This window comes from Candidatus Omnitrophota bacterium (assembly GCA_016929445.1).
In the GTDB taxonomy this organism is placed as follows: domain Bacteria; phylum Omnitrophota; class Gorgyraeia; order JAFGIU01; family JAFGIU01; genus JAFGIU01.
Genome location: JAFGIU010000106.1, coordinates 1 through 23,270, shown reverse-complemented (window position 1 = coordinate 23,270; position 23,270 = coordinate 1). Strand labels below are relative to the sequence as shown.

24 protein-coding genes and 1 riboswitch are annotated in these 23,270 nt (G+C 56.3%); of the genes, 8 read left to right on the top strand and 16 right to left on the bottom strand.

Annotated elements, in window-relative coordinates; all coding sequences use genetic code 11:
- The coding region (locus tag JW937_08530; protein ID MBN1587450.1) for a hypothetical protein at positions 1–788 on the bottom strand (788 nt) is incomplete at its 3' end.
- A 40-nt stretch (positions 789–828) separates the two neighbouring features.
- On the opposite strand from JW937_08530, the gene JW937_08525 reads away from it, so the two are divergent.
- Positions 829–1,857, top strand: a complete 1,029-nt coding sequence (locus JW937_08525; protein MBN1587449.1) for a hypothetical protein — start codon at positions 829–831, stop codon at positions 1,855–1,857.
- Between the two features lie 6 nt (positions 1,858–1,863).
- Here JW937_08525 and JW937_08520 read toward each other — a convergent pair whose 3' ends face one another.
- Complete coding sequence (locus JW937_08520; protein ID MBN1587448.1) at positions 1,864–2,250, bottom strand: nuclear transport factor 2 family protein; 387 nt, start codon at positions 2,248–2,250, stop codon at positions 1,864–1,866.
- A gap of 79 nt (positions 2,251–2,329) precedes the next feature.
- Here JW937_08520 and JW937_08515 point away from each other — a divergent pair, with 79 nt between their 5' ends.
- The 6 genes from JW937_08515 (at position 2,330) to JW937_08490 (ending at position 7,409) form a co-directional block, all read left to right on the top strand.
- A complete protein-coding gene (locus JW937_08515; protein ID MBN1587447.1) occupies positions 2,330–3,208 on the top strand; it encodes a diguanylate cyclase in 879 nt (292 codons plus the stop codon).
- 16 nt (positions 3,209–3,224) lie between these two features.
- Positions 3,225–4,175, top strand: coding sequence for an NAD(P)-dependent oxidoreductase (locus JW937_08510; protein ID MBN1587446.1), 951 nt, complete (start codon positions 3,225–3,227; stop codon positions 4,173–4,175).
- Between the two features lie 85 nt (positions 4,176–4,260).
- A riboswitch (cyclic di-GMP riboswitch) is annotated at positions 4,261–4,349 on the top strand.
- 64 nt (positions 4,350–4,413) lie between these two features.
- The gene (locus JW937_08505; protein ID MBN1587445.1) at positions 4,414–6,201 is read left to right on the top strand and encodes a hypothetical protein; all 1,788 of its coding nucleotides are present in this window, start codon (positions 4,414–4,416) and stop codon (positions 6,199–6,201) included.
- A gap of 26 nt (positions 6,202–6,227) precedes the next feature.
- A complete protein-coding gene (locus JW937_08500) occupies positions 6,228–6,617 on the top strand; it encodes a response regulator (GenBank protein ID MBN1587444.1) in 390 nt (129 codons plus the stop codon).
- 14 nt (positions 6,618–6,631) lie between these two features.
- Complete coding sequence (locus JW937_08495) at positions 6,632–7,006, top strand: response regulator (protein MBN1587443.1); 375 nt, start codon at positions 6,632–6,634, stop codon at positions 7,004–7,006.
- Positions 6,975–7,409, top strand: a complete 435-nt coding sequence (locus JW937_08490; protein ID MBN1587442.1) for a response regulator — start codon at positions 6,975–6,977, stop codon at positions 7,407–7,409. Before JW937_08495 ends, JW937_08490 begins: the two co-directional genes overlap by 32 nt.
- Here the strand turns inward: JW937_08490 and pyk are convergent.
- Genes pyk through JW937_08475 form a run of 3 tightly spaced genes read right to left on the bottom strand, consistent with a single transcriptional unit; the run spans position 7,406 to position 9,666 of the window.
- On the bottom strand, positions 7,406–8,818 hold the full coding sequence (gene pyk / locus JW937_08485) for a pyruvate kinase (protein ID MBN1587441.1): 1,413 nt from the start codon (positions 8,816–8,818) through the stop codon (positions 7,406–7,408). The two genes, JW937_08490 and pyk, sit on opposite strands and share 4 nt — an antisense overlap.
- Entirely contained in the window at positions 8,815–9,474 is a 660-nt protein-coding gene (locus tag JW937_08480; protein MBN1587440.1) for a TVP38/TMEM64 family protein, read from the bottom strand. Before JW937_08480 ends, pyk begins: the two co-directional genes overlap by 4 nt.
- A gap of 15 nt (positions 9,475–9,489) precedes the next feature.
- A complete protein-coding gene (locus JW937_08475) occupies positions 9,490–9,666 on the bottom strand; it encodes a DUF1328 domain-containing protein (protein ID MBN1587439.1) in 177 nt (58 codons plus the stop codon).
- Between the two features lie 125 nt (positions 9,667–9,791).
- Here JW937_08475 and JW937_08470 point away from each other — a divergent pair, with 125 nt between their 5' ends.
- Positions 9,792–10,649: an SDR family oxidoreductase gene (locus JW937_08470; protein ID MBN1587438.1), complete on the top strand. Its 858-nt coding sequence runs from the start codon at positions 9,792–9,794 to the stop codon at positions 10,647–10,649.
- Here JW937_08470 and JW937_08465 read toward each other — a convergent pair.
- From JW937_08465 to JW937_08415, 11 genes are all read right to left on the bottom strand, one after another.
- Positions 10,637–11,410, bottom strand: a complete 774-nt coding sequence (locus tag JW937_08465) for a DUF1223 domain-containing protein (GenBank protein ID MBN1587437.1) — start codon at positions 11,408–11,410, stop codon at positions 10,637–10,639. The genes JW937_08470 and JW937_08465 overlap by 13 nt on opposite strands.
- Before the next feature lie 238 nt (positions 11,411–11,648).
- Positions 11,649–12,047: an exosortase system-associated protein, TIGR04073 family gene (locus JW937_08460; GenBank protein MBN1587436.1), complete on the bottom strand. Its 399-nt coding sequence runs from the start codon at positions 12,045–12,047 to the stop codon at positions 11,649–11,651.
- A 236-nt stretch (positions 12,048–12,283) separates the two neighbouring features.
- Positions 12,284–13,354 (bottom strand): hypothetical protein, encoded by a 1,071-nt coding sequence (locus JW937_08455; protein MBN1587435.1) that lies wholly within the window; start codon positions 13,352–13,354, stop codon positions 12,284–12,286.
- Positions 13,351–15,738: a YfhO family protein gene (locus JW937_08450; protein ID MBN1587434.1), complete on the bottom strand. Its 2,388-nt coding sequence runs from the start codon at positions 15,736–15,738 to the stop codon at positions 13,351–13,353. The genes JW937_08455 and JW937_08450 overlap by 4 nt, the downstream gene beginning before the upstream one ends.
- Complete coding sequence (locus tag JW937_08445; protein ID MBN1587433.1) at positions 15,714–16,898, bottom strand: hypothetical protein; 1,185 nt, start codon at positions 16,896–16,898, stop codon at positions 15,714–15,716. The genes JW937_08450 and JW937_08445 overlap by 25 nt, the downstream gene beginning before the upstream one ends.
- The gene (locus JW937_08440) at positions 16,816–17,991 is read right to left on the bottom strand and encodes a pyridoxal phosphate-dependent aminotransferase (GenBank protein ID MBN1587432.1); all 1,176 of its coding nucleotides are present in this window, start codon (positions 17,989–17,991) and stop codon (positions 16,816–16,818) included. The genes JW937_08445 and JW937_08440 overlap by 83 nt, the downstream gene beginning before the upstream one ends.
- Before the next feature lie 18 nt (positions 17,992–18,009).
- Positions 18,010–18,246 (bottom strand): hypothetical protein, encoded by a 237-nt coding sequence (locus tag JW937_08435; GenBank protein ID MBN1587431.1) that lies wholly within the window; start codon positions 18,244–18,246, stop codon positions 18,010–18,012.
- Between the two features lie 13 nt (positions 18,247–18,259).
- Complete coding sequence (locus JW937_08430) at positions 18,260–19,099, bottom strand: arsenite methyltransferase (GenBank protein ID MBN1587430.1); 840 nt, start codon at positions 19,097–19,099, stop codon at positions 18,260–18,262.
- Between the two features lie 99 nt (positions 19,100–19,198).
- Positions 19,199–20,566, bottom strand: a complete 1,368-nt coding sequence (locus tag JW937_08425) for a DUF4340 domain-containing protein (GenBank protein MBN1587429.1) — start codon at positions 20,564–20,566, stop codon at positions 19,199–19,201.
- An 8-nt stretch (positions 20,567–20,574) separates the two neighbouring features.
- Positions 20,575–23,013 carry a Gldg family protein gene (locus JW937_08420; GenBank protein MBN1587428.1) on the bottom strand — a complete coding sequence of 813 codons (2,439 nt, stop codon included), beginning with the start codon at positions 23,011–23,013 and terminating at the stop codon, positions 20,575–20,577.
- Positions 23,010–23,270: ABC transporter ATP-binding protein (locus JW937_08415; protein MBN1587427.1), on the bottom strand; the 261-nt coding region annotated here is incomplete at its 5' end. The genes JW937_08415 and JW937_08420, both read right to left, overlap by 4 nt.

The following is a 23,270-nucleotide window of genomic DNA, read 5'->3' as shown; positions in this document are numbered from 1 at the left end:
CCGGCCACGTGCACCTCAACCGCGCCGTCAAAGGTGGAGCCGGGCCACAGGTCTACCCAGGCGCCTTCCTGGTAGTAATCCCAGAAGATGGGGCGCGTATAACGAGTGCCCGCGGCCTCAAAGTAGAACTCCATCAGGGAGGGGTTGAACCAGACAATATCCTCACTGATATTTTCCAGGAGGATTCGGAGGGTGCGGGGGTCTTCCTCCCTCATCACGACCTGAGGCCGGAATTTCGCAAACAGAGCCCCGTCGCGCGCCTGCTGGATTTCCCGGATAAAGCGGGCAAATCCGTGGTGCCCGATTTCTTTGGGAGAAATCCCGTCGTTGATAAGGAACTCCACGCCGCCCGCCGTATCCACCTGCCAGCGCGAGTCACGGATATCGTCACGCTCCAGTCCACGCTGAAGGAACAGAATCCGCTGCTGGCCGGTCTGATAGTGCGCAGCCCACCAGCGGGGCTCGGCAATGCGTATGAGCTGGCCCGTCATGAGCTGTTCGCCCTTGAGAATCTTTTCGACCCGGGCCCGGGCAACCAGGGGGCCCTCCATGGACTCCTGGGAATCGTCAAGGCTCTGGATCTCAGCCACAATAACAGCATCAGCCCGGTCCATGAGGGTGAAGAAAGAGCCCGCGGGCGCAGCCAGAGCCGTGCCCATGAGTCCCATCCATACGAGAAGTCCTGCTACAGCCCGCATAAACCCCATTCTATCACGCCGGTGTCCGGCACCAAGCTGAGCACCCAGTTCGGCGCCCTCCTGAACACCGGGGATTTTTAAGTGTTGCAATATCTCGCAAAATGCATTATAAGAGTGCGTTATGAGTTTTATGCCGAAATCCAGTCCTGCTGTCAGGATTGCTTTTATTATCGGCCTTTGGGCGACCCTCGCCTGTGTGCTGCCCGCGCCTGTCTTTGCCATCATCCGCGAACAATCCTTTCCCAGCTCCACGGATCCCAATTTTGACCGCGAACTCATCATGGACAAGACTGTCACACGCCTCACAAAAATCCTTTCGGTGGACGCCGGATACCGGGTGGACAACCTCGACTGGAATATTGCAGGCACTTTGGCAGGGACCTCTCCCAATGTCCTTTCAGAACTCACCTGGGAGGATATTCAGAGCTTTGAAGTGGCTGCCGCCCTCAAGGGCCCTTTCTGGAAAAACGTTTACGCCCGCGGCCGCTTTTCCTATGGCTGGATTTATCATGGCCAAAACCAGGACTCCGATTATCACGGGGACAACCGCACCCTGGAGTTCTCGCGCTCGCGAAACAGCACGGATGACGGTTCGGTTGTCGATGCGACTCTCGGCTTCGGCTACCAGTTCAGCCTAAGCCAGGACCGGCTGAAGCTCTCCCCCCTTCTGGGGTTTGCCCGCCACGAGCAAAACTTCAAAATGACGGACGGAAACCAGATCACGGACCCCTACGGGGAGATCGGGTGGCTGGGCCCCTTTGAAGGACTCAACAGCACCTATGACGCGGCCTGGAGCGGCCCCTGGCTCGGACTCGACTTCGAGCTGTATCCCTTTGATAAGCTCTCGTTCTCCGGAAACCTGGAACATCATTGGGTGGATTATGACGGTGTGGGCGACTGGAATTTGCGGCCTGACCTGGCCCACCCGCAAAGCTTTGCCCACAGCGCCGAAGGCACGGGGCACAAGGCTTCAATCGCAGGCCATTACAAGCTGAACAAACGCTGGAGGCTCAACGCCAGCTTCGAGTATTACAACTTCAGTACGGACGAAGGCACGGATACAACACACGCAGCCAGCGGATTGACAGACGACACCCAACTCAACGAGGTCAACTGGGACGCGGGCTCCTTCAAATTCGGCGCAGCCTATCTTTGGTAAGATTTCCTACTGCAGCAATTCGGTGAGCATCTCGGCAGGGTCCCAATAGGCCAGCAAGAGCTGAATCTTTGCATCCTCATTGAGTTCAAACACGTAAATTCCGTCGAAGAGAACTTCCCTGCCACTTTTGCCCCTCCCGGTCCCAGTCCACTTCACAGCCGCCCCGCTCCCGGACAAAAAGGTGCTGTCCTGGGTGAGCTCGATCCGGTCAAAGGATTCGAAAATGCTTCCGTAAAACTGGTGGAGATTGGCATGGCCTTGGGTCGGGATCCCGCCCACCGGGTCGTGGCTGACGCCATCCTCTGCAAAACAGCCCACCCAGGCCTCGATGTCTTTTCTGCCGGCTGCTGCAAAAAAATCCTGGAGCAGGGCTTGAATTGTCTCAGGCGTCATCCGATCCTCGCTGTTGCACATCATTAATTCCGGACCTACACTAGTCTACGATATTTCCACCAAAACCGGGAGATATGCCGTGGGGAACAAGAGACTCAAATTCTTGGTTGTTGAGGCCGATACCGAGGATATCAAAATCATCCAAGACACCCTCTCCGACTCCGATATTCTGAACGCCGACCTGGACTTTGAAGGCTCGCTGAAGGATGCCCTCTCCCACCTTGCCACAAAACAGCCCGATGCCATCCTCCTGGATCCTAATCTTCCGGACAGCGAAGGCCTTAAGTCCCTGCAAATTCTGCGCGACCAGGCCAAGGATCTGCCCATTGTGGTCATGGCCTCGGACGGCGATACGGAAACCGGCGTGCGCGCCATTCGCCGCGGGGCCCAGGACTATCTCATTAAAGGCAAGGTCGACGTGGAGCTGCTCTCCCGCTCCGTCCGCTACGCGCTGGAACGCCAGCGTATCCTTGGCGAGGTCCGGTCTCTTTCTATGATTGACGAGCTCTCCGGCCTGTACAACCGGCGCGGCTTCCTGGCCATGGTGCAACAGCAAATGGAAATCGGTATACGCGCCAAGCAATACATGCTGCTCGTGTTTGTGGATGTTGACGGCCTCAAGGCCATCAACGACACCTACGGCCATCAGACCGGTGACCAGGCGCTGGTGGAAACCGCCAATTTGATGAAGGACCATTTCCGCCGCGCCGATATTTTGGCCCGTATCGGCGGAGACGAATTCGCCGTCCTCGCAATAGATGCAAAAAAAGAGAGCGCCGAAGCGATCAAGAATCGAATCAACCAAGGCATTGACGCCTGGAACAAAGAAAGCCGTTACGAGTTTGATCTGTCGGTGAGCTTGGGAATCGGCATCTATGATCCGGACAATCCCTGCTCCGTGGATGCGCTCCTGGCTCAAGCAGATTTTGACATGTATCGTGAAAAAAATCCGGCGTAAAACACTCTTGACGTCGATGAATACCAACCCTCACTTCTGGAAAGAGCGCAAGGTCCTCGTCACCGGAGCCAACGGCTTCATCGCCCACCACCTTTTGTCGTCGGTTGCCCAGCGCGGCGCGCACATCACTGCCTTGGTCCCGGAGTCCCAGCCCCCGCGTCGCAAAAACTCCGGGATTATTTACCGCGCTTGGAACGTCACCGATCCGCTCCCCCGCAACTGCCAGGGACACTACGACATCGTCTTTCATCTGGCCGCCCAAACCGATTTACTGCGCGCAGATGAAGAACCCCAGAGAACACTGGACGCCAATGCAGGCGGCACCCTGCGCCTCCTCGAAGGACTCATGGGAAATCCGCCGGGACACTTTGTTTACGTCAGCTCGTTTGCTGTCTATGGTGTACCCCGAACCCTCCCCATTGATGAATCGCATCCCACCACCCCCCTGGACGCCTACGGCGCCAGCAAACTGGCAGGCGAAGCGATCACATGGGCCTACAGTTTTCGCCACCGATTCCCGGTGGCTATCGCACGGCCCTTTAGTGTGTACGGCCCTTGGCAAAACGAAAATACGCTGGTCCCGAGCATTATCCGCCAGCTCCTGCGCGGACCCGAGATCGTCCTGCGCGACACCAAGCCCACCCGGGATTTTCTTTACGTGAAGGACGCTACCCAAGCCCTCATGCGCATGGCTGAGCTCAACCGCAGCGAGGTCTATAACCTGGGCACAGGTGTTTCTGTATCTATCCGCGCCCTGGTGCGCCACATCAGCACCCTGCTCGGGGTCAAACACGTTCAGGTCCGATCCGTGGGCCGGCGGCACACGGATATCCTCAAGAGCATGGCCGATATCGGCAAGGCCTCCGATCTTCTGGACTGGGGCCCCCAGACCCCGCTCCTGGACGGCCTGCACGACACCATCAATTTCTACCGGCATTCCAGCGAAGAACGCCGGGTGCTGATTTAACGGGCCCTGCCGCCCCCCCTCTTGATGATGTAAAACATGGTATACTTCGACTTTAGGTAACCTATTTTTCACAAACAGAGAAGCTTCTCGAAAAAGGCAAATCCAGCGAAAGCTGGAGACGCAAAGCTATGGGCCTAAAGCATTTACATATGCTATGGCCGCCAGGCTACCGAAGGAAGGGCAAGGCCGGCCTCCTTTTTCGAGGGTCGGCCTTTTTTGCACCCTTTAAGGAGAAGCGATGGATAGCCAAAAGAAATCCGTAAAAACAGCCCAGCAGGGCTTCCGCCTAAGGTGGACCCTGCGGCGCAAAATCGGCGGTTTTGCCGCCCTGCTGCTGGGGCTGATCGTGCTTGTTTCGGTGTATTCGTATACCGGTTTCGAGAGCGTCGGCTACGAAGTCCGCCGAATTGCGCAAGCCGATTTGCCGATGACCCGCGCCATCACTTCGGTCCAGTACCACCTGTTGCAATGCCACCTGGCTCTTCAGCGCATTCTGCTCCTGGGCTCGGCAGGCGCAGCTCCCTCTCCCCAACAACTCAACCAACCCCTAATGAATTATGTCCGCAGTTTTCATTTGGTCGAAGAAGGGCTCCGTGATTTCCAACGCCTCAGTGAACAAGAGGCTGATGCCGCTGCGCGCATCTCCTCCCAAGAATCGAATAGCTCTTCAGCCCGGCACGAAGAGCTCTTTGCCACGGTAGGCCGCCTCAAGAACGCGCTCGGGAGTTTTCAAACGGCCGGGCAAAGTCTGATCGATGCAGTTTCCGCAGGAGAACTCGCACTCACTTTCCCCCTGGCTGAAGGAATCCAGCAAAGTGCGCGCAGAGCAGACGACATCGCAAAAATCCTGCTGGATCAGATTGAGGCCTTTTCTGCAAGGTCCGTAGAGCAAGCGCACAAGAACGAAATCCTCGCGCTTCAAACCCTGCTTTCCGTAGGCGCGGCTGCTTTTGCTATCGGCATCCTCCTTACCGGCCTGATCGTGGGAAGGATGCGCCACAACTTAGGCATTGTCGGAAAACAAGCGCACACTCTAAGTCAAAGCGCCGCTCGCGACCATATCCCGGAAGAACGCATTGCAATCACCAGCACTGACGAGATCGGCGAACTCAGCTACCTTTTCAATCAAATGATGGACTCCTTGGACCGGGCCCTGAAGGACCGCCGCCAGGCGCACAAAATGTTGACGGCTGCAAACGAGGGGTTCCGCAGGAGTGACCAAGCCCTGCGCAAAGCACTCGTAGAGCTGAGCCAATCCCACCTCGAGCTCAAGACCGCGCAATTGGGGCTGATCCGCACAGCCAAGGCCGAATCCATCACTCGATTGGCCACAGGCATTGCTCACGAGGTCAAAAACCCGCTCAGTATCATTTTGCAAGGTATTGATTTCCTGAAAAGCCCGGACACAGTGGGCGATCCCAACACGCCGGCTGTGCTGGGCCGCATGCAGAACGCCATCCTGCGCGCGGACAAGGTAATCGAAGGCCTTCTGGACTGTTCCCAATCCAAGGGGCTCTCCCTGCTGCCGGAGCATTTCAACACGGTGGCAGAAAAGGCCTTGGCCATGGTGCAATACGACCTCAACAAAACGGGCATCAAGGTGGTCACGGAATTCGGGGAGGGAATCCCTCGACTCGGCATCGACAGAGGCAAACTGGAGCAAGTCTTCGTGAATCTGCTCAGCAATGCAATCCACGCTATGCCGGACGGCGGCACACTGACGCTTCGGACCTACACCCGTTCCATGCACTTTGCCGATATTCCCAAAGATGTGCCTTTACAGAATCTCCATCCAGGAAACGAAGCCACCGCCGTTGTTGCCGAAATCTGCGATACTGGACCCGGCATTTCTGAAGAGGACCTGCCGAAGATTTTTGATCCGTTTTTTACAACAAAGCCCACCGGCGAAGGAATGGGCCTGGGCCTGGCAGTCACTGAGAAAATAATGGACTTGCATAACGGAAAGCTTCAAATAGAAAACCGGCAGGAAGGCGGCGTCAAAGCCGTTCTGACCTTCCTGGTTTAGCGCTCATGGGAGGAGGTGATGACTGAATGAGAAAGAAACGGATTCTTATTGTGGATGACGAACCGGAGTTCACGGCAACACTCCGCCTCAACCTGGAACGCTTCGGCAATTTTGAAGTCAAGGAGGAGAATGATGCGACCCACGGCCTGGAAACGGCCAAGGGCTTTCGGCCTGATCTCGTCCTTTTGGACATCGTTATGCCGAAGATGGAAGGAAGTGAACTGGCGCATTTGCTGCAATCGGACGAAGATCTCAAGAGCGTGCCCATCATCTTCTTGACGGCAACGGTCGTTCGAGAAGAGGTGGAAGAACACGGCGGTGTGATCGGCACCTATCCTTTCATCGCCAAACCAGCCATGGCCAGCGAAATCATGGACTGCATCGAAAGGGTGTTAGGGACCGGGGACACCCCCTAAGGACGAGGTAACACATGGATAAGAAGAGGATTCTAATCGTGGACGACGAAGTTGATGCCACCGACATGCTCAAAATGCATCTGGAGCGTGTGGGAGGTTTTGAAGTGCGCGCTGAAAACAGAGGCTCCATGGGATATTCGGCAGCCAAGGAATTTTCACCGGACCTGGTACTGCTGGATCTGACAATGCCCGATATGGACGGTTCTGAAGTGGCCGCAATGATCAAAGACGACCCGCAAATCGGCAAAACCCCCATTGTCTTCCTGACAGCATCCATATTAAAGGAGGAAGCGGAGGAAACGCAGGGAAGCGGGGACTATAGCTTCTTGGCAAAGCCGGCCGGCGGCAACGAAGTCATTGAAAAAATCAATAGAGTACTGGGGCTATAACATGGGATTCGACAAGAAAAGAGTTCTGCTCATCGACGATGAGGCCGACTTCACGGAATTGCTCAAATTGACCTTAAGCAAGCTGGGCTATGAAGTCGCTTCGGAAAATTGTCCGAACCGTGCGCTTGCTACGGCCAGGAATTTCTTGCCGGACATTGTCTTTCTGGATGTCATTATGCCCGGAATGTCCGGAGCTCAAGTTGCCTGCCAGCTGCGCGCTGACAGAATCTTGAAGAGTACTCCGGTCATTTTCCTTACGGCTACGGTCGATAGGGAGGAGGTCCAGGGAGCGGTAGGAAAGATTGATAATCACGCCGTTATGGCCAAGCCGCCGAGCACGGACGAACTCGTCGAATGCATAGAGCGGTTCTTAAGCAAAGAAAATGCCGGAGCAGGAGACTAAGGCAGGTACACCACTTGCAGGGTGTCACTGGCAGCTGACGAATCGTCTGAAGAATAGAGGACGACTATTGGGTCGCCCGGCGCCGCCCTTCCCGTCTTCAACAACCATTCCCGGGCTTGATCCACACACCGCCGTGTCCTGCATTCCACTGAGCCTGACAAAGGCAGAACACCCCAAACCATATTGAGCTGGCGCCGCAAATAATCTGTTGCAGCAAAGGCCAGGATAGGCGCCCCGGGTCTGAACCGCGCCACATCCGCGGCCTCTGACAAACGCCTCACAGGCAGGACAATGGCCTTGGCGCGCATTTCGCGTGCCAACCGGCACGCCACCAAACTGATGGCCTCCTCCATGGAACCCGATTCTGTGTTTGAATAGGTCAGGGAAAACATCTCCTCCGGGGCATCTTCGGTCACCTGGACCACCCGGCTCAATGTCTTGACAGCCTCCTTCGGATATTGGCCGATGGCTGTTTCCGCAGACAGCATCACAGCAGAAGTTCCGTCCAGGACGGCATTGGCCACATCCGCAACCTCGGCGCGGGTGGGCTGCGCGTGAGTGATCATGGACTCCAGCATCTGTGTGGCGGTAATCACAGGCCTGGCAATCTTCCGGGCCTTGGCAATAATCCGTTTTTGGAGCAAAGGCACTCCCTCAAGCTCTGTTTCGATTCCCAAATCCCCGCGCGCCACCATCACAGCATCTGCCGCTTGCAGGATCGCATCCAAATGAGCCAAAGCCGGCTTCCGCTCGATCTTTGCCACCAAGAGCGGCGAATTTCCGGCAGGCAAGTGCTCCCGGACCCTGTGCAAGTCAGCGGCACTCTGCACAAAAGAAACCCCGACCCATTCGGCTTTCTGTTGTAACGCAAACTGGAGAAACTCCAAATCCTTTGGAGTGGGTGCCCCTGTTGAAAGCTCGGAATCCGGGAAATTGATCCCCGCTCCCGACCGGATAACGCCTCCGCGCCAAACACGGCACTCCACGCGATCTGCTTGGACGGACAAAACATCCATGGCCACAGAGCCATCGGCAATATACACCGACTCACCCACACCCAACCCAGCGATAAGATCCGGATACGTAAGCGGCACATACGGGCCCCCAACCGGGCTGGAGGCCAGGGTGAGCTCTTGTCCCCGGCGAACCTCCATGACCTGGTCCACCAAATTCCCGACACGGAACTTCGGTCCCGGCAGATCCACCAAAATTGCCAAGGGCACACCGCATGCATCCGCAGTCCGGCGCGCCCGGGAAATGCGCTCCGCGTGCTCGGCCGGATGTCCGTGAGACATGTTGACCCTCGCCACATCCAAGCCGTTTTCGATAAGGGCCTGAAGGACCTCAGGGTTGTCTGTGGCCGGGCCTAGAGTGCAAATGATCTTGGTGCGTTGCCAGTTGAGATTCATGATTTTTGTATAAGGCGCAGTCTTACAAGATGGCTGATAATCACAAGGCAGGCAATTCCGCCCAGGGCCAGACAGACCTTCCACAGATTCTCGGGTTCGGTGATCGAATGCCCAAGATAAACAAAAGCAATAGTCCACGGCACGAGTCCCAGCATCGTTGCAGCCAGAAAATGCCGGAACCTCACGGAAGACAAACCCAAAGCAAAATTTTGCAGATCATAAGGCGCATTGGGAATAAGACGCACCAGCAGTACTGTCAAGAATCCGTGGTTTTCCACAGCCTCGTCCATGCTCACCGCCTTTCCCTTCAGGAGCTTGCTCACTGCTTCCCGGCCCAAGTATTTGGAAATCCAGAATTGCAGGCACGCGCGAAGAACGGCCCCGGCCCATGTAATGCCGATGCCGCGCAACGGTCCGAATGCCAAGCCTCCGCCGATGGTAAGCACACTCCCCGGAATTGGCACCAAAGGCTGAACGATGAGCAGGAAATAAATCAGCGGAGCCCAAAGGCCGAAAGAAAGGATGAATTCGCGAACGCGTTCCGGAGTGAACCGAGAGGCATCTGCCCCGCGATAGATAACCAACACTGCGACCAGCCCCATCGCCAGGATCAGCAGAACCAGCAGGGCTAGTTTCAGCCGGGTCTCTTTCTTCAAGCCCGATTCCTCGATTCAGCGCGTTTGACTTCGAACAAATCCCAAGAGCAGCACACCCACAAAGGCCGCCAAGAAAGCGACAAAGAGCATTGTGGAAAGATGCGCCGCCCTTGCGGCTGTTTCGGGAAAACCAAAGGCCGAAACCACCAGGGCCGCCATTGAAGCAACGACATTCAGAACAAATAGGATCATCAGCCCCTGAGCCACACCACTCCCCCGAGTGTTAGATGCGCTTGGACGCTTTGCCGTTCAGTTAACGCTATTCTAGGCGATCACTGAAGCTTCCGCAACCTATGGATGGATGTTAGGATAGGGAGATGAATGCGTTCACCGCACCCAAAGTCCTGATCACCGGCGCCTCCAGGGGGATCGGGTATGCCACGGCTTTCCATCTTATCGACCAGGGATTTACAATCCTGGCCGGGGTACGCACCCAAGAGGATGCGGATCGCCTCCAAGCGGAAGGCTCAGGGCGCATTCATCCTCTCCTGTTGGATATTACCCGGCCAGAGCACCGGGCCAAAGCCGCCCAGGCTGTTGAGGCCCTCTGCGGAGCCCAGGGCTTGGCAGGACTTTTCAACAATGCGGGGATCGTCATCAGCGGCCCTATGGAGGTGGTGCCTCTTCAAGACTTGCGTGAGCAGATGGAAGTCAATTTTGTCAGCCAAGTGGCTCTCACCCAGGCGCTGTTGCCCGCGCTTAGAAAAGGGCCTGGCCGTATTATTTTCATGAGTTCCATTGCCGGCCGCAGCACCCTTCCCCTGTTGGGCCCTTACAGCGCCTCTAAATACGCGATCGAAGCCGCGGCGGATGCTTTCCGCATCGAGCTCGCTCCGTGGAAGACCCCCGTCTCTGTCATCGATGTGGGGGGCGTTCAAACCACGATTTTCCAGACTTCGCGCAAAAGGGCGGAAAACCTCATGCACGGTCTCCCGCCCCAGGCCCGCGCACTCTACGACCCGATAACAGCCAAGGCTTTTGCCCGTGTCGATGAATTCAAAGGACACCGCCTCCCTCCCATTGCCGTGGCTCGAGCCGTGGCGCACGCCCTGCGCGCGCGCAGACCCAAAGCGCGTTATGTGATTGGATGGGAGGCGCGGTTCAGGCTCCTCTTTGAAGCCTTGCCTGAAGCGGCGAAAGATTGGTTCATTCTCAAGTTGCTTCAGAGATCGTAGAGCAGACTCCCCCAGACTTCCATGGAATCCAGGTCCTGGACAAAGACCGCCACGCTGTATGAATCGTTAGGCGCGCCTTCAGGAAGAAGAAACACAACCTCCGAATCGACTTCATCGGCGGTAGAGGGGAAGCGCGTGGCCTCAACCAGCTCGCGCACCACGCAGTCGTGCTTGAGAAGCCTGCCTTGGTTCTCTCCCCCGGTCACCGGGCTCTGTAAACCGCTTTCACACAATGCCGCGGCAAGCACCAGGCGGCGGCGGACCCGATTCCGCAGCAGTTCGGCGTGCAAGTTCAGAACCAGAGCCTGACCCAAAGCCCCGGACGGGCGCGAGCGCTCTACCCCCAGCCTAACCCAGGGAGATTTCTCGGAAAACTCGAGGATATCGCGCAATGCCTGAGTGCGATGGGAGCCGATGATCTCTTTGGCCCCCTGGATGACCAGTTGCGGCGTGTACACACCCTTCCGGTGAAAGGCCTGGCCGTAGCGCCGCTGCCGGGCCGACCAGCGTTCGTCCGAAAAGGAATCGGCCCAACCGAGCTGGTCCCAGTAATCCACATGATAGGCCATAGCCACGATGCGCCGCCGCCAATAGGGATGATCAGAGAGTTCGGCAAGGACCCGGTCTGCTTCCGGACAGGAAGAACACCCTTCTGAAGTGAAGAGTTCAAGAAGCACGGTGGACCTTTGCTGCGCAGCAGCTTGCGGCATGGACGCCAACAGCAGAATTACCGCACTCAGCAATAGGACCCGGAGTTTCATGTTCACCTCGTCTGCCAGAATACCAAAGATTCGCAATGGGTGTCAGGCCGCCACTGTGGCGGAGCGGGATGACGAATACTTCTTTTGGCAGCAACAAAAAGGCCCGGCAAGAGCTGGGCTTTGGGCCTATCCCGCTCGAGCAGGGCCTTTGTTCCGTTCTATTCCAAGCAATGCAGCGCTTGGGTATTAGAGTATGTCATCCCCGCGCAGGGGGGGATCCCGTTGGCAAGCAGATACCCTACTTGTATCTCGGCCCCTCCGCATGCCACACAAATTCGGGTTCCAGGATAGGCCTGTAATCTTCAGGGATCGGGAAAGGAAAGGTCACCACATCGTAGACCCCGGCCAATGCCCGGATCACGCCCCATCCCAAGCCCTTGACCGCACCCCAGGTCCAGCCGGCCAGCATGCTTGTCTCCTCGGTAGTGTTGTGGATATTCCGGGGAATCTCAACAATGCTGGTCACCATATTGACCACGCCCCGAGTGAACTTGGTGCCCGCGCTTTGCTGGGACGCCTTGGCGCCGTAGCCCCATCCCGCATCCCGGGAAGCCAGGGCCAATGAAGAAAAACTCAGGAGAGCTGTAAAGAGGACCATGCCCCCGACAAGAGCCTTGAATCCAAATTTCCCCCGCATCTGAACCTCCTTCTACCATCGAATTCTCAACAAGAGGACATTTTAGCACAAGGCTCCCCCCCAGGGACGGTTCTCGCTAGCTTCTTTCACTGCAATAGCTTAGGAAAGAACCGTCCCCCCGCCCGCTACTGATGACGCAACGTCCAGGAGACGACCGGCTTGCTAGGGGACGGATCTCTCGTAAGTGATTGGTGGGTAAAGGGTAGGCAAGACCTGTCCCTGGTGTGAGGTACTGCTTAATCGGTGGGATCCGGTGGATAGATTTTCAGAGAAACCGAAGCCCGCACGCCTCCTCCTTCACGGTTCTCAAGTTTCAGCTCTCCTCCGTGAAGCTCGACGACGCTCCGCGCCACGGGCAATCCAAGTCCGGTTCCCTCGCCCGTAGGCTTGGTGGTAAAGAATGGATCAAAGACCTTCCAAATGCTCTCCTGAGCGATCCCGTGCCCTTCGTCCTCGATCTCGATGACGATCACCTGCTCCCCATGACGGAAGCGATCGGAAGACCTCCGGCCGGCATTGTGCTCGCGAACCCCCATCTCCATGGTGCGCGTACGGACAGTCAAAACACCGTCCGTTTCCATGGCCTCAGCCGCATTCTTCAACAGATTGAGAATGGCCTGCCCCAACTTGCTCTTGTCCAATTTGGTCTCGGGCAGGTTCGGGTCCAGATCCTCCTTGGCACAGATCTGCCTGCGCTTGAAAGTATGTTCCATCAGAATCAAACCATGCTTCACCACATCGTTCACGCTGTGGCATTCCATCCGCAGATCGCGCGCACTGGTCAGGCTCAAATCCGTCAGCCCCTTGATGACACGATCCGCGCGCTTTACAGCCTTCTGAATCTGTGCCGTCAGCTGCTTCCGCTCCGCCGGGTCTTGAGTATCATCCAGAGAGTCAACCGCCATTAGAATAATCGCTAAAGGATTCCGCACCTCATGCGCAACACCCATGGCCAAACGGCCGATGGATTCGAATTTTTCGGCCTGAATCAGTTGAAGTTGAGCTGCTTTGATGTGTTCGTTAGCCTTTTCCAGTTCCTCTGTGGAGCGCGCCAAACGCGCATTGGCACGGACAAGGCCCCGGATAATCTCTTTGAGAATTTCTCTGCCGAAAAAAAGCCCCAGGACCGCAATAATGATCCCCAAGAGAAAGTAAACGCCATTGAGCCCGACCAGGATTTGAATCGAAAAGAAGCGAACAGTGATTAGGTAGAAACAAATGAGCAACGGAATCACGCTCATCAGACTGAAGGCCACATTGAACCGGGAAAGAATGCTCTGTTCGAGGATTATGTCTTCTTCGCTCATTTTTCTCCGCATCGCAATGCATAGACCGTCATCAACAACAGCAAAATCAAACCTATCACGCTAAGGATCCATCCTGCGCTCCAGCTCCAGGGAGCGTAGCGCAACTCCAGGCTATGCTCCCCTGCAGGGATGGGTACGGCCAGAAAAGCCAAGTTGGCTCGCCACACAGGAGCCGGGACTCCGTCAATCAGGGCTTTCCATCCGCCGGACCAGCCAGTGCAGGTGCATAAGATTCCTGCAGTCTCAAACGAGACCTTCGCACGCAAAAGACCCGGCTCAGACAGCTCCCAGGCTAGAGGCATTATACGACGATCCTGCGGATCATGGGGCTCCGTCACCCCGGGCAGAGGCTCCACCAGCAAGGGGGTCTCAATGGGGTTGAGCGAAGGATCCTTCATGCGTTTGAGAACCTCTTCGATATCCGGAGCCAAATAGGCCGTGTCCGTGACCCAGGCGTCCGGAGCAGCAAAATAGTCCTCATATATTTCGATCTCTTCCGAATACACCCATTTCAAGGCAGCAATTCGATCCTGAGGCCCGCGAACAAATTCCGAAGGCCGGACCCCTTTGGGGAACACCAAATATCGGCAGCCCGCGGCCTCCAACCACCGCAAATCCCTGCACTCCTGCAAACGCACATGCAAACCGTTGACAAGAGGGCTGAGCACTGCCGGATCAATCTGCCCCAAGAACTCCGCATACTCCAACTGCAGGAGCGCATCATGTCCCGACACATCGGCCAAGTCATAAACCATTCCCGTATTGGCCGGCAGCACCCCGCCGAAAGCGGCAAAGCGCCCCCATTGGCGGTTCTGCGTTAAATAATCAATGCCCGGAGTGCGAGGATAAACCTCACCTGCAGGAACTACGGTATTGTAGCCGCGGCCAAAGAACAGGAGTTCGGCCAGGACCACGATCACTAAAGCCGTGGAATGCCAGCTCCGGCGCACCCCGGCCAAGATTCCCAAGAGAAGGCCTAACCAAAAACCCAAATGAAAAAGGTCGAGCAGAATCAGAGTCTGGCCGGGATGACTCTCTAAACGCGGCAAATACAGAAAGGCTGCAACCAAAGCACCGGTAATAAAGATGCCCACCAGCATATAGACCCACCTCAGCCTTTTGAGGTGATAGGCCTCTGTCCAGGCTTGGGCCCCGGCGCCGGCCAGCCAAGCCAAGGCCAACGCACACACCAAAGTGAAGCGGTTGTTAAAGGCCAGATCAAAACCGGGCAAACGGGTGACTATCCCAAAGAGAGGCGGGGCCCCAAACGCCACTAATCCGCTCAGGAGGGCAATACAGAAACAGCCCCGGGTCATCGAGCGCGCCCAGCTCATCCGGATCCCGACAAAAGCCAGGACCAAGGGCACCAAACCCACAAAAAGCATGCACTCATTGTAATTGAGCCCGCCCAGCCAATAGGCGCCTCCTGCCGCATCGGGACGTCCGAACAGATTGGGAAGCAAAAAGGTAAACAGAACCCGAACCGGAATCACCCACGGGTTCCCCGAATAGATCTGCTCTACCGCCCACGTGCGCTGATAAGGAGCAAAGCTTTGCGCAAAGTAGTGCACAAAAGGCAGAAGTTGGATGCAGGCCAACAGATGACCGACTGCCAAGGCCCCCAACCAGAGAATCGTACGCTCCTTGCCCTCGGGTTTGCGCCGCAGGCTCCAGAGACGCCAGACTCCGTAAAAAAAGGCAACAGCCATTAAGTGCACGGAGGTCTCGATGTGGCCGCCCAAATATTGCAGGCCCACAAATAGCGCCAGCGCGGGACTGCCCCATCGGCGTCCAAGCACACAAAGCTTCTCAGTGGCCCACAACAGCCACGGCAACCACACTGCCACCTGGGCATGGGGCCAACCCAGCCACACCACCAGCCAGGGAGTCAAGCCGAAGCAGAGACCGGTGATCAGGCCGGCCGTGCGCTTGAGTCCCGTGCTCCGCGCCCACGCATAGGCCCCCACTCCGGCGCAACCGAGGCGCAGCATAGCCTCAAAACCCAGGGCCTTTATAGCGCCAAAAGGAAATGTGAGCCAACGGAAGACGTCAAAACAGGAAGTCTGAAGAGAACCCACAAAAGGATGCCCGCAGAAAATCAACGGATTCCAGAGCCAGGGCTCGCCCGCGCGAAGGGTCCGGTGCCACCAGATCTTCCAGGGTGTGAAGAAATAGATGAGATCGCTCAATGCGGGATTGTTTACCGCAACACCGGCCGCCTGCCACGGTAAAACCGTCTTAAGGATATCGGCCGGAACAAGAACGCGGTCAAAAAGCCATACCGGCCACAGCAACAGGGCCGGAGCCAGGAGCAGCATCAAAAGAGGAAGGCCATGTTCCTTGAGTCGTCGTGAATTGATCAAAAGCGCCCTCGATCCACCCATCCTCCGTTTTCCACATACCACTCGCCCAAACGGCCGCTGCCCTTGGGCAAGACATTGACCGGCCCCTCCCCGCTGCCGTCATCCGCCTTGTACAAAAGGGCGGCAGAACCTTCCTCGGTCACTTCCACCAGGTAAAGATCGCCCTGGCTCAAACGGATGGGCTCAAAGAGCCTAGCCAACAAGTGGTCCTGCTCCGGACCATCTTCGTAAACCAATGCCGCATGGTAACCGCGCGTTGACTTTCCCGGGAAAAAACGCTCGGGATTGAGAAAGGCCGGACTCAACGGACGATTACTGATCATCAGAGCGAGAATATGCTCCACCGGAACCAAGGCATGCTGCAAACAAAAACTCGAGTGCACAACTTCCTTGGACAGAATGGCTGTGTTGAGGTTGTACATAGAGATACGAAAAAAACGAATTTCCGGATAGGAACGGCTCACTTCATTCACAACGGCATTCGCGCTTTTCCATCCCTGCGCATAAAGCTCCGCGCTTGTGTGATCCAGCAGCACGGACGGATGGAAGGCCACGGCAATACGCCCGGCGATGAGTTCGTACTGGAAGATCTTGGAAAAGTCGCCCAGGTCTTCGGCGGAAAGAGCCGGATTGAGGCTCGCCTGCACAATGGCCTCTAAGCCCTCTTCGGTGAGGCGGCCACCGTCTTTCAAACGCGTGCGATCGATCCTCAACAACTTTTCGATTGGCTCCAGCTTCTGCGCCTCAGTTGCCTTGAAGCCCGCGAGCTCGGTTCTTTGCGCCTGAATAGAAACATCCACTTCATCAACATCATTGCGGAACAGAAGTCTTCGGGCCCCGCCCGCATAATCCCGCAGACCATTGAGCACCTTCCCGGATTCTTCGGAGAGCGCTCGGTCATAGGAAAGGACGATGCTGAGACGCCCCTTATCCAGGTCCCAAGATGAAAGACGCGGGGCCAACCAGTTTTCGCTGTACCCAAGACTCAAAACCGCGGATTCCAGGGGGATGGCCTCCCGCCGGCCGGGGGGGAAGAACACAAGAAGCAAGAATACAAGGAGAACCCCAATCCCCGAGCCAAAGATCCACAGCTCTTTCTTAGGCAGCGTCTTCGACGGCTTTGAGGCAAAGCGCGAGCGCCTCCTCAAAGACCTCAGGGGTGGGGAGGAGACTGAGGACAAGATAACCCTCCTCGGAAAAATCAAACAAATAACCCGGGTGCACGTGCACCCCATATTCTTCCAACAGATAGAGTGCCCAGGCCTCGTCCGTGCGCGTCTGCGGCACCCGGATCACAGCATACCATCCCCCCTCCGAATCCAGAAACTCCACACTCCCGGAAATCCGACACTGTTTGAGGAGTGTTTGCCGGTTTAAGGACAGGCGCCGGCAGATCTTTTCTTGGATGAGAGGACGCAAATGCAACCAAGACTCCAGGGCCACTTGGGCCGGAGTGCCCACCGATAAATGGGCATCACAGACAACTTCCAATCTGGCTGCCGCTTCCTGGCGCAGAGCCTTGGGCCCGCTGAGGGCAATCCAGCTGAGTTTCATTTGGGGCAGGGCCAACATCTTGGAAATCCCGTTAAGCGTAAAGCACAGAGCCTCTTCATTGCCCGCAAAACTCGGCGCCTGCTCCGGGTTCTCTTTCCAGGAAAAATCATAAAAGACTTCGTCCGCGATGAGCGCTGCTTGATGACGCGCCGCAAGCTCCAGCAACCATATGCGCTCGGCGTGCTTGAGATAGTTCCCGGTGGGGTTGTTGGGATGCACGCAGAGAAGGGCCTTGGTGTTTTTTTGAAATGCGGCTTCCAGCGCATGTGCCGGAAGCGCCCAGCCTTCCCAATACTCCAAAGACACGCCGCGTAACTCCAAACCCTGGAGCCCGGCCAAGGTATCGAATAAGGGATAGCCGGGACGCAGCGCGACCATCGAGTCTCCGGGATCAGCCAAGAGCTGGAAAAGATAAGAATAGGCGTCGCTGGTGCCCGCAGTAAAAAAAACCTGATCCGGGTGGATGTTCACGCATTGCCCGGAGTAGTAGGCGCACACGGCCTCACGCGCGGCCAGCAGGCCCTGAGGCGAAGGATTGTACTGATAACAGCGCGGGTCGTCAAAGGCCCGCAAGATTTCAGGGGGGTACAGCAATAGGTCGCACTGCGTGGGATTGGAACAAGTCAAGTCCAAGACCCTCTCCCCTCGTTCCTTGCGAAGGGAGAGAGCCTCGCTCAACCGGTTTTGACAGAGATCCCAGCGCGTGCGTTCTGAGAGCATGAGCGGAAGCGACTATACTCAGTCCAGGAGTTCGAGCGCTTCCTGCATAAAGGGGAGGATTGCCTCGACCTCATCTTTGGCCAGACGGCCTAACTTGGCAAAGCGCGTCTCGCCTTCCTTATTGATATCCTCGCGCTTGATCTGCAGCTTCTTCTGACCCTCGTTGTAGGAGTAGACGCCGATCGTAAGCTGCGTGCCTTCGGCCTTCCATGTCTTGGCAAAAAGTTCCTTGTCTAAACTGGCATCATAGGGCATTGTCCGTTCCTTCCTATGGTTTTGGTTTGATTGCGGTGACTTTGATGCTTTTCACCGCAGGAGCAATCTCCCGCACCTGTTCCGGTGTCAAACCCGCGTTCTTGGCGATAATTTGAGTCGTATCATCCGGCGCGCCACAGCAACCGGAGGAGACCTCAAAACTCGTTTCACTCTGGACTCTCACATTTGTGAGACCCGCGTCCTGCATAGCCTTCAAGTAGTCCTGCTTGAGAACTGCTCCGCTGACACAACCGACATAGGCATCCATGGATTCCTTCACTTTTCCGGGTAGCTCCTTTGTCAGCACAATATCCGAGACCATCAATCGCCCGCCCGGCTTGAGCACACGAAAGGTCTCCGCAAAGGCCTTGAGTTTGTCGGGCACCAGATTAATCACACAGTTCGAGATGATACAATCGACACTGTTGTCTTCCACGGGAAGGGTCTCGATTTCTCCTTCCCGGAACTCCACATTCGTGATGCCGGCCTTATGGGCGTTTTCCCGGGCCCGCGCCAACATTTCAGGTGTCATATCCACCCCAATGACCTTGCCGTTGGGGCCCACCTTCTTGGAAGCTAGAAAGCAGTCAATGCCACCGCCCGAACCCAAGTCGAGCACGGTCTCGCCTTCCTTAATGGAGGCTAAGGCCACAGGGTTCCCGCAGCCTAATCCGAGATTGGCGCCTTCGGGTAGGGTGGCGAGTTCCTCCTCGCTATAGCCCATGAGCTTGGAGACATCCTCGGCATGGGAACCTGTGCCGCAGCAATTCGTGGTGGGGGCTCCCCACTGACCTGGGGTGGCGATTTTGCCATAACCCTCTCGTACTGTTTTTTTTACGTCGGATTCTTTCATGATGGCCCCCTCAGGGTTGCACCCAACAGATTTCCTATGCTATCAAAATTAAGTGCTGGTGTCAGGCACTGGTGCCAGGCACCGGTGCCTGGCACCGAGCTAGGAGGCGGGGGTGGGCTCTGATGTCTCAGGTTCGGCTTCGGGCTGGGCTTCTGGCTCGGATTCAATTTCTTGTAGTCGACTCAGATTCGCAAAAAGTTTTTCATAGGTCGGCTTCGAGATCGTGAAAGGAATCTTCCCCCCCTCCACAAGGCAAGGCGTCTCGTCCATGCCTTCGGCCAGAGGATCCGCAATCAGCCGAACCGGATCTTTGCCCTGCTGCTCGATCAAAATCCAGGCCTGCTGTGCCGGATCCGAGAGACTCTGCGGCATCGAGGCGTTGCGGACCCGCACAATACTCAGGCGCGACAGCGCCTCAATGTATTGGGTGAGGGCTTCGCCCGCGTCCTCAAAGGAATCCACCGAGATTTCCCTGGAGGGTGTGTGCACCGTGACCTTGAGCAGGTCCTGCTTCTGGATTTGCAGAGGATTTGCGCCCACAAAGCGGCTGGGATCCGGAGCCAGATTGTCCTGCGTATAGGAGGCCACCGTGTAAACATGCGGGCTGTTTTCCACCCGCAGGTACCGCTCCCCATTTCCGGAGCCGGGAACCGGAGCCCCAATTTGGGCCACAACCGGGTCGCCCTCTTTGAGCGCAATCTGTACTTCGTATTCGGGCGTATCCAAGCCATATCCCTCTCCCGCAGGATCCACCACTGTCTCCGCCCTCAAGCCCCGCAACGCCCTGTGGTAGTTCTTTGTCTTGGCCTCATCCTGCTCAAAAGGATTGCCTGCGTAAACAGGCCGCCACTCTCCGCCGCTGCGGCGCACACTCACGGACTCGATATTGTCCTCGGCAATGGAAAAGAGTTTTAGGTTAGCCACGTACAGTGGCTCGATCTTGGCACTCTCCAGATCCGCGTAAATCCCCATTCGCGAAAGCAGGTCCCAATCACAAAGATAAACCTTCTCGCTGCCTTCGCGGCGCACAAACACCTGGTTCCATCCGGCTGTCTTGTCCCCAATCAAGAGATGTTCCTTGACCTCCCCATTCTCGGAAAGCAGCACATGAATCGCCTGAGCATCCCGGATTCCAAAATCCGCAAAGAGATCCTCGGAGTTGCCCCGCTCGTCTCCGCCCACTTCTTCCAGCCCTTGAAGCAAACGGTCCACACGGTTGGCATCCGCGGGCAAACCCCACAAATTGGGCAAAACCCAATTCTCGCCCACACGGGTCAACATCAAACGCTCCTCGGACGTCTCCTTGTAGATTTGGAGTCCGTCCAAGTTCTCCGGCGAAACACCGAGCCCAAAGCTTGCCTCAGGTTCAGGACTGAGCTCCGGACGCGTCTGTTGGCCCTTCCAATAAAGACCAAAGACCAATAGACCCAACACCACGATAAGCAGAATGATTTGTTTTGGATTCATAGGAGTTCTTAGTTTGTCGCTGCGCTCAGGGCCTTCATATACGAGGCTTTGCCACGCTTACGCAAAAGAATGCGGAACCAACCCAACAATACAATGGCTAACGGGAGCATAAGCGAGGCAAAGAAACGCCACCAGGCCTTGGAGCCGGCGGACACACGATCAATCGTGCGATCCATGGGCCGCTTGGACCGGATCTTAATGATGTCCTCGTCCAAGCTCATGGCATCCACGGAATTCTTCAGAAAATCCAGATGCCCCCCGCTCTGAATCAAGTCTTCGGTAAAGAGAGTCTGTGCGCCCACAAGCAACAGCTTACCGGGCTGCGGATTAAGCTCTTTATCCGGTTTCACGCCGGGCATCGCATTGGGGAACTGCCCTTCCACAAGCACTGCCAAGGGAAACTGTTGAGTACTCTGATTGCTAAGCATCATATCCCGCGGAACATACTGTGTCTTGTCGCCGGGAATAAGCCAGGACTTGGGGCTGGAACGCAAGAGAACTTTAACACTCAGACCCAGCTCCTTCAGCTTCTCCTCGTCAAGATCCAGAGCCGAACCCCACATGTAGAGAATGGGATCTAATCTGGAACTGATCGAGTAGTCCGGATTCATGCCCTCGTTCATAATTCGGATATGGATGGGGAGCTTGACGGGAATATTCATGGCAAAGGGGCCAAAACCGCCGCCCGCCTGGATATTGAGCACATCATGGCTTTCATCCAACAGCACTTCATCCTTGACTCCCAGGCCCCACGTTTCCAACAACCCTCCCAAGGATGGATTCACGGACAAACGGGAAACCCCGATCGCCCCGCGGCCTGAAGGCCGGTACTCAAACACATTCTTCTGCGTGGCCAGGAAGAGCGAACCGCCCTCAACCAAAAACCGGTTCACGGAATACTCTTGATCCTCGCTCAAATCCTTGGGTTCGATCATCACCAGGGTGTCGGCTCCTTCAGGCAGCGGAGACTCTTCCGTCAAGTCCACACGCTCCACCTGATAGCCGTCGTACTGCAGCGCCAAAGGCACCAGCCGGTACGCGTCATCGTATTGCACCTGCGAGGCATCCGCCCCCATCTGTGCCAAGAGCTGCTGCATGACCGGATCAAGTTGCTTTTCTTCATACGGGGCAACCACGGCAATGAGCGGGGCCTTGTCCAAAGTCAGTCGGTAGACTTTGGAAACCAGCTGGTACTCCAATTCGGTCAGATTACTCGGCAGTGTGGGAGGAAGCATCTCCTCGGGCTTTTCCTTATACCCGAGGGTCATGGACGAATAGATGAGCTTCACGCCCATTTCATCGGCTTCAAGGGACTGCACCTGGAAGGGCCGGATCCCCTTGCGTTGGAGACTCTTCTCAAGGGACTCTTCGCCCCCTTCCTCCTCGTTCATCATATTGGACGCTTCCATATGCACCACCTGAAACTGCAACTTGCCTCCGGAGAGAATCCGGAACTCATCCAACTTGTCCACGACATCTTGCTCGAGATTCTTGAAGGCCGTGGGCATTTTTTCTTTGGGTGAGACATAGTACTTCACATTGACCGGGGCCTTGAGCCCGCCCAGAATGCGCTTGGAAACAGGAGAAATCGTGTACAGCTTCCCCTCGGTCAAATCCACACGCCCCAGCCCCAAATCCCCGAGAAACACATTGGCCACCACAAAAATAGCGAGGGAAATCACCGCGGCAGTGCCGAAAATCTGTTTCTGCTTGGGCCGCATCCGGCCCTCAATCCAAAAACCGTTGAGCATCAGGAAAAGCCCCGCGCCCAACAGGAAGTAGAGCACATCCCCGCTGTCCAGGACTCCGCGCTCAAAACTGGCAAAGTGCGAAATGACGCCGACATAACTGTCCAGGAAGCTCCCCAATCCTGAAACCCAGCCGTCCACGGTAGTGGCGATAAACTGATTCCCCACAATGAGCAGCCCGAAGCAGGCCAGCATGGACAAGATAAAGGCCACAATTTGATCCTTGCACAGGCCGGAGATAAAGAGCCCGACCGCCAGGAAAAACGCCCCCACCAGAATCGAGCCCAGGTAACCGCCGACAATCGGCCCCGGATCCGGGGTGCCCAGCACAAAGAGCATGATGGGAATCGGCAAGGTTGCGGCCAGCGCAACTATATAGAAGAAAAGGCTCGCAAGAAACTTTCCCATCACCAGGCCGTGCGGCTTGATGGGGAAGGTCAGCAGAAGCTCCATGGTGCTGCTGCGGTTTTCCTCGGCCCAGGAGCGCATGGTAACGGCGGGGATGAACACGCCCAGTGTCACGGGCAAGAAACTGAAGAAACCCCGCATATCGGCCAGGCCCAGCAGGAAGAAACTGGCCATGAAAAGGGAACAATTGAGGACCACGAAAACAAAGATGAAGATCGCCGCAATCGGGGAATTGACGTAAGCCGCTAATTCCTTGCCTGCGATTGTAAGTGCGCCGGGTTTACTGCTCATGATTTCTTCTGCTGTTTGGTCAGGAGATCGATAAAGGCCTGCTCTAAGGTGCGGCCCTCGCCCACGAGCTCATCGCGAGTCCCCTGGGCCACGATCACGCCGTCGTTAATAATGACAATACGATCCGCCAATGCCTCCACCTCCTGCAAAATATGGGTGGAAAACAGGATCGTTTTCTTCTCCGCCAAGCCGCGCACCAAATCCCGGATCCCGATAATTTGCAGCGGATCCAGGCCGGAGGTGGGCTCGTCCAGGAT